Annotated in this window: 9 protein-coding genes; 3 read left to right on the top strand and 6 right to left on the bottom strand. The window is 71.4% G+C overall.

Annotated features, from left to right (window positions below; translation table 11 throughout):
• Positions 1-440: 440 nt before the first annotated feature.
• Positions 441-1,064 (bottom strand): hypothetical protein, encoded by a 624-nt coding sequence (locus FHT37_RS06635; RefSeq protein WP_183479644.1) that lies wholly within the window; start codon positions 1,062-1,064, stop codon positions 441-443.
• Between FHT37_RS06635 and FHT37_RS06630 the strand changes: the two genes are divergently transcribed.
• A complete protein-coding gene (locus tag FHT37_RS06630) occupies positions 1,063-1,401 on the top strand; it encodes a hypothetical protein (RefSeq protein WP_183479642.1) in 339 nt (112 codons plus the stop codon). The genes FHT37_RS06635 and FHT37_RS06630 overlap by 2 nt on opposite strands.
• A gap of 105 nt (positions 1,402-1,506) precedes the next feature.
• On the opposite strand, the gene FHT37_RS06625 is transcribed toward FHT37_RS06630, so the two are convergent.
• The 4 genes from FHT37_RS06625 to FHT37_RS06610 all read right to left on the bottom strand — a co-directional run bounded on the left by FHT37_RS06625 (position 1,507) and on the right by FHT37_RS06610 (position 11,400).
• On the bottom strand, positions 1,507-4,041 hold the full coding sequence (locus tag FHT37_RS06625; RefSeq protein WP_221210969.1) for a glycoside hydrolase family 3 C-terminal domain-containing protein: 2,535 nt from the start codon (positions 4,039-4,041) through the stop codon (positions 1,507-1,509).
• A gap of 219 nt (positions 4,042-4,260) precedes the next feature.
• Positions 4,261-7,122: a beta-galactosidase GalA gene (gene galA / locus FHT37_RS06620; RefSeq protein WP_183479640.1), complete on the bottom strand. Its 2,862-nt coding sequence runs from the start codon at positions 7,120-7,122 to the stop codon at positions 4,261-4,263.
• Between the two features lie 88 nt (positions 7,123-7,210).
• Positions 7,211-9,868, bottom strand: coding sequence for a glycoside hydrolase family 2 TIM barrel-domain containing protein (locus FHT37_RS06615; RefSeq protein WP_183479638.1), 2,658 nt, complete (start codon positions 9,866-9,868; stop codon positions 7,211-7,213).
• Between the two features lie 26 nt (positions 9,869-9,894).
• A complete protein-coding gene (locus FHT37_RS06610) occupies positions 9,895-11,400 on the bottom strand; it encodes a tryptophan halogenase family protein (RefSeq protein WP_183479636.1) in 1,506 nt (501 codons plus the stop codon).
• Positions 11,401-11,615: 215 nt separating this feature from the next.
• Between FHT37_RS06610 and FHT37_RS06605 the strand changes: the two genes are divergently transcribed.
• Positions 11,616-12,254 carry a FadR/GntR family transcriptional regulator gene (locus tag FHT37_RS06605; RefSeq protein WP_183479634.1) on the top strand — a complete coding sequence of 213 codons (639 nt, stop codon included), beginning with the start codon at positions 11,616-11,618 and terminating at the stop codon, positions 12,252-12,254.
• A 131-nt stretch (positions 12,255-12,385) separates the two neighbouring features.
• Here the strand turns inward: FHT37_RS06605 and FHT37_RS06600 are convergent, their stop codons facing one another.
• Complete coding sequence (locus FHT37_RS06600) at positions 12,386-13,918, bottom strand: alpha-N-arabinofuranosidase (RefSeq protein WP_183479632.1); 1,533 nt, start codon at positions 13,916-13,918, stop codon at positions 12,386-12,388.
• Between the two features lie 110 nt (positions 13,919-14,028).
• Between FHT37_RS06600 and FHT37_RS06595 the strand changes: the two genes are divergently transcribed.
• Positions 14,029-14,757, top strand: coding sequence for a FadR/GntR family transcriptional regulator (locus tag FHT37_RS06595; RefSeq protein ID WP_147242367.1), 729 nt, complete (start codon positions 14,029-14,031; stop codon positions 14,755-14,757).
• Position 14,758 lies beyond the last annotated feature (1 nt).

The raw sequence follows: 14,758 nt of genomic DNA, 5'->3' as shown, positions 1-14,758 counted from the left end.
CTGGAGCGGGCGAAGGCGAGGGCGCGGGCGAAGGCGAAGGCGAGGGCGAAGGCGAGGGCGAAGGTGCCGGTGCGGCACCAAGCGGCGGTGCCGGCGCGTCGGTCGCCGGCGATGAGGCCGATCCGCCGCCACCGCAGGCGGCGAGGCCTGCCGTCAGGAGGGCGAGCGCGAGCCGCTGGACCGCGGGCGTGGCGTTCGGGATGGACGACATGGGTTCCTTTCGAATGATGTGAAGCGTCATGCGCGCGCGGCGGTGACGGGTCCGTTGCAAGTTGGTTGCATCGCACTGACGAAATTTGTCAGCGTTGTCATCCAAGGCGGCCAAGGAATGTCAGACGCGGCTCGGACGGAGCCGCTTTAGGCGCCTCGCGCGTCGTGCGCGCGAAGGAGTGCAATTCGCGGGCCAGCACTTGCCCATCGACAGCGAGGGCTTGTGCGATTCACCCCGGCTTGCCTTGACGCTTGCGCCAGGCCTCGATCACCCGCGCGGCGAGCGCGTCGGCCTCGCGCTGCTGGTCGGCCGTCAATGGCGGCGGCACCGCGCCCCACTGGGCCATCATCTTTTCCGTGTCCGCCATCGCATCGCGGCTGGCCTTTTCCATCTCCGCGCCCGACATCAAACCCTGGATGCGAAATTGCGCTTCCTTGTAGGCCTGCCGCTGGACCTCGGTGATGCCCATCGCGCCTGGACTGAAGGCGAAGCTGAAGGTCACCAGCGCCATGAAATCGCCGTCCTCGGCCGTCTGGCGCGCCTCGCGCTGCAGTTGCCCGCGCAGCGCCGGATCGATCGGCTGCCGGTTCGCGTCCAGCCATTGCAGGTAGGGCAGCGCGGCCTCCTTGACTCCGCCGTCGTGGGCACGCTTGAGCAGCTCGCCCTGGCGCGCGAGCGTGGCCGCATCGAAGACCTGGCAGTGGCGCTGGAAATCCTGCGAGCGGCGGATCCACTCCTGGCTGGACAGGCCCGTGATCCGCTGGAGCTGCCGACCCGTCGCGGACGGCTGGTCGCGCTCCCTGTACTGGTGGTCCACCATCGCGTCCGCGCCCTGGCAGGCGGAGAGCATCATGGCCGCCTCCATCATGTCCTTCGGCGTCCCATGGCCGTCCAGCGCCAGCTGGACCCGACGCAGCGCGTCCTCTGGCCAGCCGGGCGCAGGAGGCGGGGCGCTCGTCGAGCCGGGCGCCGACGAGGCGACCGCCATCACGGCCGATGCCGCCTCCGTCTTCGCCGCCGGAAGCGACGAGCCGGGTTCATTCGTGGGCGAGCTCGCCGCCGTCGCCTTGGCGGGGCCAGCGGCATCACTGGGCCGGCTCGACAGCCACCCGCCGGCAGCCAGCAGCAATGCGCCGATGACCACGGCCAACGCCATGTGGCGACGCGGCCGATCCGCTCGCGAGCCCTGATTCGATGCCATGCCGATGTGTCCTTCCTTCGTTCGAGCCTGCCCGGGCCGCGCCCAGGCGATGGCGGCCGGACAGCGTAACGCCGTGGACCGGTGCGACGCCCGCTCAGAACGCCGGCAGTCGCGCGCGGCCGGTGACCTGCAGGGTCAAAGCCTGACCCGGCGCGCGCACGCCGGTGATCGCCGGCACCGGTTGTCCTCCGCCGATCCACAGCCACACCGGCCCGGCCTCCACGACGCGCTGCCCATCGGCCTGCACGACGCTCATCGCCTTGGCGTCCAGATCGACGCTGAGCCGGCGCGATTCGCCGCCGCGCAGCACGACCCGCCGGAAGGCCACCAGCGTGCGTTCCGGCGCGAGGGCACCGGGGCGCCGGGCATAGACCTGGACGACCTCGGCCGCCTCGCGTCCGCTCTCGTTCTTCAACAGCACCGACAGCCGCGTGCCTTGCCCGGCCCGGACCCGGGGGCTCGCGAGCCGGGCCTGTGCATAGCTGAAGCGCGCGTAGCCCAGCCCATGGCCGAAGGGGAACAGCGGCTCGCCCTTGAACCAGCGGTAGGTGCGCCCCTGCATGCCGTACGCCTTGAAGGGCGGCAGTTGCTCGGCCGACCGGTAGAAGGTGACCGGCAGCCGGCCGGACGGACTGAAGTCGCCGGCCAGCAGCTCCGCCACCGCCTGACCGCCTTCGCCGCCCGGATACCAGGCCTGCACGATGGCCGCGGCCTGCGATGTCGCGGCGCCGAAGGCCATGGCGCTGCCGCTGAAGTTCACCAGCACCAGCGGGCGGCCCAGGCCGGCCAGGCGCTCCAGCAACTTCTGCTGCGGTGCCGGCAGATCGATCCGGGTGCGGTCCCCGCCCGCGAAACCGGGCGCCAGCACCGTCATCTCCTCGCCTTCGAACTCCCAGGTCAAGCCGCTGGCGAAGACCACCAGGTCGGCCTCGCGCGCGGCGGCCAGGGCGGCCTCGTCACTGGCGCCGGGCCGGCTCCACTGCAGGCGCTGCTCGCCTTCCCAGCCGGTCTGCAGCGCCTCCACGCGCAGGGCGTAGGTCCGCCCCGCCTCGAGCTGCACGCCGCGGGTGCTGGTGGGCCAGGCGATGTCCCACAGGTCCACCACCCGTTCGCCGTCGATCCAGACGCGGTAGCCCCGGTTCCCCTTCAGCCGGAACAGATGCTCGCCACTCTCGGCGGCGCGCACGAAGCCGCTCCAGCGCGCCGATTCCTGGCGGTCATGCGCGTCCGGCCAGCCCCATCGGAAGCGGGCTTGCGCCTCGACCGTCGACGAGATCGGCGGGCCCTCGAGCTGGAGATTTGCGAAGCGCTCGAAGCTCAGCCCGGGGCGGGTGCAGGCGGCGTCGGCACACAGCCGCTCGGCCGGCAGGTCTTCCAGCGGCGGCGCCACCCAGCCCGTGCCTTCGACGAAGTCGATCCGGGCATCCGGATAGCGGGCCTTCAGGCCGGCCAGCAGGGTGACCGGCCGGGACGGCGTCCCGTTGTAGTTGCCCACCAGCGCGTCGACGCTGTCGGCGTTGGGGCCGATCACCGCGATGCGCCGGGGCGGCGTCTTCAATGGCAGCAGCCCATCGTTCTTCAGCAGGACCAGCGAGCGACGGGCCGTCTCCAGGTTGAGCGCGCGATGCGCGGGCGTGTCGAACTCGTCCGCCGTGATCCCGGCGAAAGGCCCTTGCCCAGGCGGGTCGAGCAGGCCCAGGCGCAGGCGCACGTCGAACAGCCGATGCAGCGCCCGGTCGAGGTCGGCCTCGGCCAGCAGGCCCTGCCGCACGGCCGCCACGGTGGTGATGGGCGAGGCGGTGCTGTTGCCGCCGAAGTCGCAGATCAGGTCGGTGCCGGCGCGCACCGCCAGGGCCACGGCGGCCTCGGGCGTCTTCACATGGTGGTGGGCGCTGTCCTGGTGGATGTCGGCCACCGCGCCGCAGTCCGACACCACATGCCCCTGGAACTTCCATTCCTCGCGCAGCCGCTGCCGCAGCAGCGGCTCGCTGGCGCACGCGGGCACGCCGTCGACCGCGTTGTAGGCGCACATCACCGATTCCGCGCGGCCTTCGGTGACCGCCGCATGGAAGGCCGGCAGGTAGGTGTCCACCAGGTCGCGCGGCGAGACCCGCACGTCCTCCTTGTGGCGGTCGGCCTCGGGGCCGCTGTGCACCGCGAAGTGTTTCACCGCCGCGGACACGCGCGGATGCCGCGGGTCCGGTCCCTGCAGCCCCTGGATGAAGGCCACGCCCATGCGCGCGGTCAGCGCCGGGTCCTCGCCATAGGTCTCCTGGCCGCGGCCCCAGCGAGGGTCCCGGAAGATGTTGACGTTGGGCGACCACACCGTCAGGCCGCGGTACAGGCCGGAGGAGCCGTCGGCACCGACGGTGCCCCGGAACTTGGCGCGGAACTCGATGCCGATGACTTCGCCCACGCGCTGCACGAGCGGCGTGTCCCAGGTCGCCGCCAGGCCGATGGCCTGGGGGAACACCGTCGCCACGTCGGCGCGCGCGACGCCGTGCAGGCCTTCGCTCCACCAGTTGTAGGCCGGGATGCCGAGCCGCGGAATGCCCGGCGACTCGTGCTGCACCTGGCTCGCCTTCTCGGCCAGCGTCATCCGCGCCACCAGCGCCTGCGCCCGTTGCATCGAGGGGCTCGGCGGCGCACCGGTGGCGGCGGGCGGCGGTGCGTCCGCGAGCGGGGACGCGGTGGGGGCGGCCGCGACGCCGGTGGTCGACGCGCACGCCAGCGACGTGGCCAACGACGTCGCCAGCACTGTGGTCAGGGGCGGGGCCAGGACCGACATCGCGCGCCGACGCCAATCCGTCGAGGCTGCAGGCAGGGGTGTTTCAGCAGGCATGCCGTTTCAGAAGGCGTCGATCGTCAAGGTCGTGGTCGGCAGCCCCTCGCCGCGCGCACGCAGCGTGGCCGGGCCGCTCGCGCCGGTGGATTGCAGGATCACCTGCGCCTGCCCGTTGAAGACCCGGCGCTGCCACGGCGCGGCCGGCGTCGTCGCCCGCAAGGTGACCCAGCGCTTGCCGCCTTGCGCGTTGTCGGTCATCGCGCGCAGGCCGCCGGCCGGCGTGGGGAAGACCAGGGCGAGCGTGTTGCGGTCGCGCAGCTGCGCAGGATCCAGGTCCACCACGCCGAGGCCCTGCTCGAGCCTCGGCGTCACGGCCCGGCCGTTCACGTAGACCAACTGGCCGGCGCCCAGGTCGCCGATGAACAGCGTTGACCGCTCACCCGCCGCCGTGGTCGGGCGCGGGAAACTGGCGCGCACGAGGTTCCAGGCGCTGTCGGCAGGCTGCTGCTCGGGCGGCACCCATCCGAAGGGCTCGCGCCAGCCCGTCGCGCCGGTGTCGGCGATCAGCGCGGCGGCGTCCTCCGGCCGCTCGATGCCGCGATGCCGCCATTCGGTGAGCGGCACGAAGCGGTGGCGCTCGGCCGGCTTGTCGGCCTCGTGAGAACCCGGATCGCCGTTGCCCATCCCGATCAGCCGCGCGGCGCCGTCGACTTCGAAGTCGATCCGCTGGCTGGCCGTAGGCACGACCCGGCCCTCGCGGTCGACCACGTTGACCGTGACCAGCGCCACATCGGTGCCATCGGCGCGGATCTTCGCGCGGTCCACCGTCAAGCGCACCGCCGCGCCATCGCCGGTGGTGGCCACCGTGTCGGAGGCGACCCATTCGCCGCGCCTGTAGCCGCGCGCCACCAGCGTGCCCGGCTCGTAGGGCACGCTCCACTGCAGGTGCCCGTAGCGCTGCAGCGTCTTGCGGCCCAGCGAGCGACCGTTGAGCAGCAGCTCCACGTCCTCGGTGTTGCCGTAGACGCGCACGTCGATCGGCTGGCCTTCGCGGCCCGGCCAGTTCCAGTGCGGCAGCAGGTGGACCATCGGCTCGGTGGTCCAGGCGGCCTTCAGGTAGTAGCCGCTGTCCTTCAGCGCCCCGGTCGTGTCCATCATCCCAAACTGGGACGAGATGGCCGGCCAACCGAAGGGCGTGGTCTCGCCGCGATAGTCGAAGCCGGTCCAGACGAACATGCCGGCCAGGAAGGGCCGCTCGGCATTGAAGCGCCAGGCCTCCTCGATGGTCGAGGTCGACGCGCCGCCCGATCGCCGGTCATAGGCGGCGACCTGCACCCGCGCCGCGTCGTCGGCGTAGACGCCGCGGGTGGCGTAGGTCAGGCCCTCCTCGGTCACGACCATCGGCCGCTGGGGGAAGCGGCGGTGCATCGCGTCGATGTCGTGCTGGCCCTTGTAGTTGAAGCCGATCACTTGCGAGCCGACCGAGGTGCCCTCCGGCTGGCCCGAGCTGGACGCCGCCAGCGTCGCCGGGCGGGTGGGATCCAGGCGCGCCACGATGGCCTGCATCTCCCGCGCCAGGCGCGTGCCGATCTCGGTGTTCTCGATCGCCCATTCCTCGTTGCCCACCGACCACAGGATGATGGACGGATGGTTGCGGTCGCGCCGCACCATGCGCTCGAGCTCGTCGCGGATCTGCGGCGCGGTGCCCATCATGCGGTGCTCGTCGATGACGAGGATGCCCAGGCGGTCGCAGGCGTCCAGCAGCTCCGGCGTGGCCGGATGGTGGGCCGAGCGGATCGCGTTGACGCCCATGGCCTTGAGCATCCGCAGCCGCGCGTCATGCATGGCGTCCGGCAACGCGATGCCGATGCCGGCATGGTCCTGGTGGTTGTTGGCGCCATGCAGCTTGACGGGGCGGCCGTTGAGGAAGAAGCCCTGGTCGGCGTCGAAGCGGATCGAGCGGATGCCGAAGGGCGTGTCGTAGCGATCGACGACCCGGCCGTCGCGGCGCACCCGCGTCGTCAAGGTGTAGCGCTGCGGCGTCTCCAGCGACCACAGCCGCGGCATGGCCACCCGCAGCGTCGCGCCGCTCGTGAAGGCGGCATCGGCGGCCACCTGCCGCGCCGGCACGGCGGTGCGCGCGACGACGCGGCCGTCCGGGTCGCGCAGTTCATGTTCCAGCGTGAACGAGGCCGCGCCCTTGCCGTCGTTGCGCACCGTGGTGTCGACGGCGACTTCGGCCCGCTGTCCCGCGACGGTCGAGCGCACGAAGGTGCCCCAGTGGTCCACATGCAGCGGGTCGGTCTGGGTGAGCCAGACATGGCGATAGAGGCCCGCACCCTCGTACCACCAGCCCTCCTGCGTGGTGGCGTCCACCCGCACGGCGACGACATTGCGGCCGCCGTAGTTCAGGTAGTCGGTGAGGTCCACCCGGAAGCTCGAGTAGCCGCTGGCCTCGCGCCGCAGGTAGTGACCGTTGATCCAGACGACGCTGTCGCGGAAGACGCCGTCGAACTCCAGCGCGATGCGCCGACCCTGCGCCGACGCCGGGATGGCCAGCTCGCGCCGGTACCAGCCGATGCTGTTCTCGGGGAACGCGCGGCCGATCGCCTTCGAGCCATGGGGCGAGCTGCCGCGCTCGCTGAACGGCAGTTCCACCGCCCAGTCGTGCGGCAGGTCGACGCGGCGCCACGGCCGGTCGTCGAAGTCCGCCGCGGCGGGCCCGTCGCCGAAGCCGGCCTTGGCGAAGAAGAAGGCACGCGTGCCATGGTCGAAGTCCTGGGCCGGGTCCCAGGCATGGCCCAGCGCGAAGCGCCAGCCGTCATCGATGCGCACGCGTTGCCGGACATCGTCGGCCGCGGCGGGGCCGGCGATCACGAACATCGCCAGCGCGAGCAGCCAGGAGGTGAGCAGTTGTCGTCTCATGAGGAGGAAGGGCTCGGGCGGCGCGCTCGATCGCGCCGTCCGGTGGTGGGACCTCGCGAGGCCGGCTGGCCTCGCGAGGGCTCGATCGTCAGTTGGCCGGCTTGCCGATCACCCGCACTTCGCTGAGCGCGGCGGGATGGTCGGGCGTGACGGCGGGGAAGCGGATGCGCAGGAAGCGCGCGGCGACCACCGGCTCGAACAGTGCGAACTCATAGCTCTTCCGACCGGCCTTGGCCTCGCCGACCTGGCGCCAGTCGCTGGCGTTGTTGCTGATCTCGACGACGAAGTCGGGCGCCCGGTCATCGGGCAGGATCACCGACAGCCAGTGCAGCGTGTACAGGTTCTCCAGGTCCACGGCCCAGAACGCCGGACCGTCCTTCGCGGCCGCGCGCCACGCGGTCTGCAGCTGGTCGTCGTTGGCCAGCGGCGCCTCGTGGCCGGGCGCGGAGCCGCTGGTCGAGGTCGGCCGGCTGATGGTCACGTTGATCGGGTCGCCCTCGAAGGCCTTGCGGGTGACCGGTGGATAGGCGATGACCGGCTGGTCCGGCGCCAGCGGCGATTGCCCCGGGATGAAGGGATCGGGCCCGGTGGTCGTGATCTCGATGCGCGCCGGCTTCAGGCCGGGCGAGCTCGCTTCGATGACGCTGCGCCCGGCGAAGTAGGACCGGAAGCTGATCGCGGCCTGGCCGTCGCGGATGGCGACCAGGGACTGGTGGCTGAAGCGGATGCTGCGGCCTGTCGGGAACTTGCCCGGACCGCTCACGATGGTCAGCGTCACGTCCGGTGAATTGCTCAGCGCGCGGCCCGCCTCGTCCTGCACCGACACCACCAGCTGCGCGTCGTCCAGGCCTTGGGTGCCGTGGATGACGGTCTGGCTGGCCGCCAGGTGCAGTTGCGCAGGCTTGCCGTCGACCGGCCAGACCGGCGGCGGCACGCCGGCGTAGGCGTTGCGATACCAGTGGTACTGCCGCTTGGGCAGGCGGAAGTAGTCGATGAAGCCCATCGAGCCGAACTCGATGGAGGCGATGGAGCCATGGTCGAAACCGGCCCACAGCGCCTCGCCCGAGCGCCACGGGTAGCGCCAGGCGTAGGTGGGCGAGCCCGGGGCGCTCGGCGCGGCGCCGGCCTTGGCCTTCTGGTCCGGCGTCTCGGGCATCAGGCCGAAACCGGGCTCGTACTCCCCCGGGCGGTCTACCATCGTGGACCCGTACTCCGACACGATGGACGGCACGCCCGGATCGAGGAAGAGCGTGGCGCCGTCGCCGTTGTAGCCGGCCACGTCGCCGAGTTTGTCGATCTCGCCGCGCTGGGCGCCGCCGATGGCCACGGGGCGCGTCGGATCGATGCGGTGGAAGAAGGCCACCTCGCGCCGCAGGAAGTCGCGCATCGCCGGCATCGCCTCGCCCTTGGTGAAGAAGGGCTCGTTGCTGGCGCTCCAGAGGAAGACCGACGGCCGGTTGCGGTGGATGCGCACCATCTCCTGGACCTGCTGCAGCACGCTGGCCTCGAAGGCGGGGCGATCGGCCGGGTCCGGCGGATAGGCGCTGGACAGCCAGTTGCCATCGGCGCCGAAGCCGCCGATGCCCCAGAAGGGCGCCTCCGACCAGAACAGCAGGCCCAGTTCGTCGGTCGCCTGCGTGAAGGCTGGCGAGTGCGGGTAATGCGAGCCGCGGATGAAGTTGAAGCCGGCGTCCTTGATCATCCGGACGTCGCGGCGCGCGGCGCCGTCGGTCACGCCGTCGCCCCAGCCGGCCTGGTCCTGGTGCACGTTGGCGCCGACCAGGTAGAGGTGCTTGCCATTGAGGAAAAAGCCGCGGTCGGCGGTGAACCTGAGGCTGCGGATGCCGAAGGGCGTCTCGAAGCGATCGACCGGCCGACCGTCGACGTACAGACGGCTGATCATGCGGTAGAGATGCGGATGGTCGGGGGACCACAGCCGCGGGGTCGGGATCGCGGGCATCGTCTGGTCGTAGGTGACGGTGGTGGCGGCGGGCACGCTGCGCTCGCTGCGCCGCGAGGCCACGCGCCGGCCGGTCGCGTCGAGCACCTCGGACACCAGCGCGACCCGGGCCGCGGCGCGGGGGCGGTCGTTGCGCACCTCGGTCTGCACGCGCACGGTGGCGCGTTCGTCCGACACCTGCGGCGTGGTGACGAAGGTGCCGTACCACGCGACATGGATGGGGTCGGTGATGACCAGCCGCACGTTGCGATAGATGCCGCCGGAGAACACATGCTCGCCGGCGCGAGGCGCGACCCGCGCGTTCCATTCGTTGTTCACCCGCACGGCGACCAGGTTGGCCCCCGGTGTCGCGAACGGGGTGATGTCGATGCTGAAGCCGGTGTAGCCGCCGACGTGGCGGCCGGCGCGCTGGCCGTTGACGAAGATTTCGGCGTCCTGGAAGACGCCGTCGAACTCCAGCGAGACACGCCGACCCGCGACGGACGCGGGCAGCGTCAGCTGCTTGCGGTACCAGCCATGGCCGACATAGAAGCCGGTGCCCAGGAAGTAGGGCTCGGAGAACGAATGCGGCAGATCCACGCGGCGCCAGTCCGCCGTGTCGCGGTCGATGGCCTGGCCATCGGCCGGGTCGCCGAGCGTGAAGGTCCAGTCGCGGTTGATGAGCTCGCTGGTGCGCTCGCTCGCCGCAGCCGTGGTCGTCGCGGGGACAGCGGCGGTCGCCGCGCGCGCCAGCGGCGCGAGCAGGGCGGCGCACAGCGCGATGGCCAGGACGGGCAGGGTGGTCATGGGGCGGAAACAGGGGATCGGCGTGGTCATCGAGTGGATCTTCCGGCGCCTTGCGCCAGGTTCATGAGTCTGGCGAGGTAGGCGTGATGCGGAGGCAGCGGCGCGACGGCGCGGGCGATGGCCTCGCGACGCTGCCGCAGGATGTCGCGGGCGTGGTCCAGCGGCAGTTCCTCCAGGACCGGGTCGGTCCGCTGCGGCCAATGCCGCATGCCGGCGTGGATCGCGAGCCAGCTGGTCTCGTCGAAGCCCTCGTCCTGCTGCTGATGCAGCACGCCGTGATGGCGCCAGAGTTCGATCTTGTAGGCCAGGGTCTCGGGCAGGTCCATCGTCGCCATGTCGCGCCAGAGCGCGCTGTCGCGGCGCGCGGTGAGGCAGTAGTGCAGGAGGATGAAGTCGCGGATGCGGCGGAACTCGCGCGTGCCGCGCGCGTTGAACGCGTCGATCGCCGCCTCGTCGATCGGCGCCTTCGCTTCGAGCAGCGTCATCAGGTGGGCCAGGTTGGTCTGGATGAGGAAGATGCTGGTGGACTCCAGCGGCTCCAGGAAACCCGAGGAGAGCCCGAGCGCCACGACATTGCGGACCCAGAAGCGCTCGCGGTGACCGGTGCTGAAGCGCAGCAGCCGCGGCTCCGCCAGCGGCTTGCCGTCGAGCTGCGCCATCAGCTGCGCGCGCGCGGCGTCCGGGTCGATGTACCGGCTGCTGAAGACGTGGCCATGGCCGGTGCGGCTCTGCAGCGGGATGCGCCACGCCCAGCCGCCCTCCAGCGCGGTGGCGCGGGTGTAGGGCGTCAGCGCCTCGCCGACGCGCTCGCAGGGGCAGGCCCAGGCGCCGTCGACCGGCAGCCAGTGGCTGAAATCGACGAAGGGCTCCTTCAGCGCGCGCCCCAGCAGCAGCGAGGCGAAGCCCGAGCAGTCGATGAACAGGTCGCCCTCGACCTCGCGGCCGTCGGCCAGGCGCAGCCGCTCGACGTCGCCGTCCTCGCGCCGGAGCACCTCGACGATGCGGCCCTCGATGCGCCGTGCGCCCCGGCGCATCGACCACTCGCGCAGGAAGGCCGCATACAGCATCGCGTCGAAGTGGTAGGCGTACTTGTAGGGCGCGCCGCCGTCCTCGTCGGGCACCACGAAGCGGCCCTGCATCGCCATCGCCGTGGGCAGGCATTGCTCGCCGAGCTCGCCCAGCGAGGCATCGGCCGCGCGCCGGTACTGGCCCCACAGCATGTAGGGGCCGAGCAGGCTGCCGAAGTTGCCGAAGGTGTGGAAATAGCGATCGCCGATGCTGTGCCAGTCGCGGAACTCGATGCCCAGCTTGTAGCTGCCGTGGGTGGCGTGCAGGAACTCCGCCTCGTCGATGCCGATGCGCTCGTTGAAGGCGCGGATCGAGGGGAAGGTCGCCTCGCCGACGCCGATGATGCCGATCTCCTCGGACTCGACCAGCGTCACCGACCAGCGCCCCTGCCGACTCGACGCCAGCGCGGCGGCGGTCATCCAGCCGGCGGCGCCGCCGCCCACGATCACGATGCGTTGGACCATCTGCTTCTCCTCTTTCGCAAGCCGGCGCCGACGCACGCGCGCAGCCTCGCGCGGGCGATGCCAACGCCACGATGGCCTCGCCCAATTTTTGGTATTACCACTTTGCCATGATGTTTTGTTGGTCAGACCGGTAGATACCCTGTTCCTCGGGGGCGAGGGCTCCCCCTATAAAAGGCCCACAAGGACAGGAGTCGCGTTTTCGCGCGCAGGGAGCCATGGCACAACATCCGTACGGCGGCGAGGTCCGCCGGCAATACCAGGTCGTGGCCGACCGGGTCCGCGTGCTGATCCGCGATGGGGCCTACCTCGCCGGCGCGAGGCTGCCGGGGGAACGCGAGCTCGCCCAGCAGCTCGGCGTGTCGCGTCCTTCGTTGCGCGAGGCGCTGATCGCGCTCGAGATCGAGGGCCGGATCGAAATCCGGGGCGGCTCCGGCGTCTATGTCTGCGCCGCGCCGGAGGAGCTCGGCGCGACGCCGACGCTCGGGGAAAGCCCCGCGGAGCTGATGCATGCGCGGGTGGTGGTGGAAAGCGCCGTGGCCACGCTGGCGGCGGCGCGGGTCGACAAGGCCTCGCTGGATCGCGTCCGCGACGCGCTCGAGGCGATGCGCGCCGATGTCGCCGCGGGGCGCAAGCCGGTCGAGGCGGATCGTCGCTTTCACGTGAGCATCGCCGAGATGAGCGGCAATCTGGTGCTGGCCGGCGTGGTGGGGACCCTGTTCGACGGGCGCCACGGCGCGATCTCCACCCGCATGAGCGGTCGCATCGAGTCGGTGACCCCACCGTGGCGGGACGCGCTGGACGAGCACGAAGCCATCCTGCGCGCGCTCGAGTCGCGCGATCCGCAGGCGGCCTAGGCGGCGATGTGCCGTCACCTGCTCGCGGCCCACGACCGCTGGGCCGGCGTGTCCGACTGAAGCGCCTTGCGGCGCGGCGACGACCGGCCCGCGCGCCAGGACCGGCGGGCGGGTCTGGCCTCCGCTGGCGGTCAGGGCGCAGCCGACAGCGTGACGACGGCGATCGAGGCCGGCGGCAGCGTCAGCGTCAGGCCGTCCTTGCCGGGCAAGGCATCGAACGGGACCGGCACCACCGCGCGGGGCTGCGCCACGGTGTTGTGGGCATCGATCGCGGGGGCGGTCAGCAGCCGGCCGTGCGCCGCGCGCTTCAGGCCGGTGGCGAGCTGCGCCGGCTGCTTCGGATCCAGGTTGACGAGCGCCAGAACGACCTGGCCGTCCGGCGTGCGGGCCGCGCTGACGTCCACCGCCGGCAGCTCGACATCGGCGATGCGGAAGCGGGGCGTCGTCAGCGTGGCGCGCAGCGGCGTCGCGCCGCGGAACGGCCGGTACAGGTCGAAGGCGTGATAGGTCGGGGTGAGCACCATGGACGGGCCGTCGGTCAGCACCATGGCCTGCAGCACGTTGACCATCTGCGCGATGTTGGCCATCCGGACCCGGTCGGTATGGCGATGGAAGACATTGAAGCTGAGCGCCGCGATCAGCGCGTCGCGCAGCGAGTTCTGCTGGTGCAGCGCCGGCGCGCCGGGCGGCGTGTCGTACCAGCTGCCCCATTCGTCGACATACAGGCCGATGCGACGCGTCGGGTCATGCTTGTCCATGATGCGCGAGACGGCGGCGATGCGGCCGTCGATGCCCATGGCCGACTTCAGCGTGCGCGCCCAGGCGGTGGCGTCGAATCCGGTCGCCGCGCCCTTGGCGGACCAGTCTCCGGGCATCGTGTAGTAATGCAGCGTGAACGCGTCCATGTGCTTGCCCGAACGCGCCATCAGCACCTCGACCAGCTGGTCGTTGCCTTCCCCATCGCCGGAGGCCACGCGCACCACCTGGTTCAGGAAGGTGGCGTAGCGGTTGTGCAGGTCGGACTGGTACTCGCCGCGCATGTTGCCGCCGCAGCCCCAGCTCTCGTTGCCGACGCCGACGTACTTGACCTTCCACGGCTGCTCGCGGCCGTTGCGGCGGCGCTCCTCGGCCAGCGTGGAGGCGCCGTCGGCGGTCATGTACTCCAGCCACTGGCTCAGCGCGCGCGGCGGCATCGAGCCCATGTTGCCGGCGAGGTAGGCCTCGCTGCCGAGCTGCTCGGCCAGGTCCATGAACTCGTGGGTGCCGACGCGGTTGCTTTCCGTGCCGCCCCACCAGCGGTTGACCCGGACCGGCCGTTTCGCCGGATCGCCGATGCCGTCGCGCCAGTCGTAGTCGTCGGCGAAGCAGCCGCCCGGCCAGCGCATCACCGGGATGCCGACCTGTCTCAGCGCCTGCACGACGTCATTGCGCCAGCCCCGGGTGTTGGGAATGGGGGACTCCGGGCCGACCCAGAGGCCGCCATAGACGCCGGTGCCCATGTGCTCGACGAAATGGCCGTAGACGGCGGGGTCGATCGCCGGGCCGGCGGCGTCCTGGCCGAGATCGAGGCGCGCCTGCGCCGGCGCGGTCGGGGCGGTCTGGGCCGGGGCCGCCGTGGTCAGGAGGGTGCAGCTCAGCGCCGCGAGGGAAAGCAACTGCGTCATCTGTCTCTTCTCATGGCGCTTGACGCCTGGGTTCTTGGGGATCCGTCGAATCGGGAGGCCGCTTGAGAGCGCTACCATTGGTCAGTCCACTTGAGAGCGTTGGGAAGAGCATGGCCATGCCACACCGCGGCGGCGAGACCCGCCGGCAATACCAGTTGGTTGCCGACCGCATCCGGTCCCTCATCGAGACCGGCGGCTTTTCCGCCGGGGCGCGCCTGCCGGCGGAGCGGGAACTGGCGCTGCAGCTGGGGGTGTCGCGACCCTCGCTGCGCGAGGCGCTGATCGCGCTGGAGATCGAGGGCCGGATCGAGATCCGCGGCGGCTCCGGCGTCTATGTGACCAGCGTCCGCCCGCTGGCGGACAACGGGACGCCGTCCCTGGGCGACAGCCCGGCGGAACTGATGCACGCGCGGCTGGTGCTGGAGAGCGCCGTGATCACGCTGGCCGCGGCCCGCGTCACCAAGGCGGGACTGCAGCGCGTGCAGGAAGCCCTGGACGCGATGCGCGCGGAACTGGCCGGCGGGCTCAAGCCGGTGGAGGCGGACCGCCGCTTCCACCTGAGCATCGCGGAGATGAGCGGCAATTCGGTCCTCGTCGACATGGTCGGATCGCTCTTCGATGGCCGCCACAGCCCGCTGTCGCTGCACATGAGCGGCCAGATCGAGTCGAACGACACCTGGAAGGACGCGCTGGCCGAGCACGAGGCCATCTACCAGGCGCTGGAGGCCCGAGACCCGCAGGCCGCGTCGGCGGCGATCTGCCGTCACCTGATCGCCTCGCATGCGCGCTGGACCGGCGATGCCGCGGAGATCCCGTCGCGCGGCGCCCTGATGCTCTGAG

It is taken from the genome of Mitsuaria sp. BK037 (genome assembly GCF_014193045.1).
Classification (GTDB): Bacteria; Pseudomonadota; Gammaproteobacteria; order Burkholderiales; family Burkholderiaceae_C; genus Roseateles.
The sequence above is the reverse complement of the archived record's forward strand: the minus strand, read 5'-3'. Positions and strand labels throughout refer to the sequence as shown.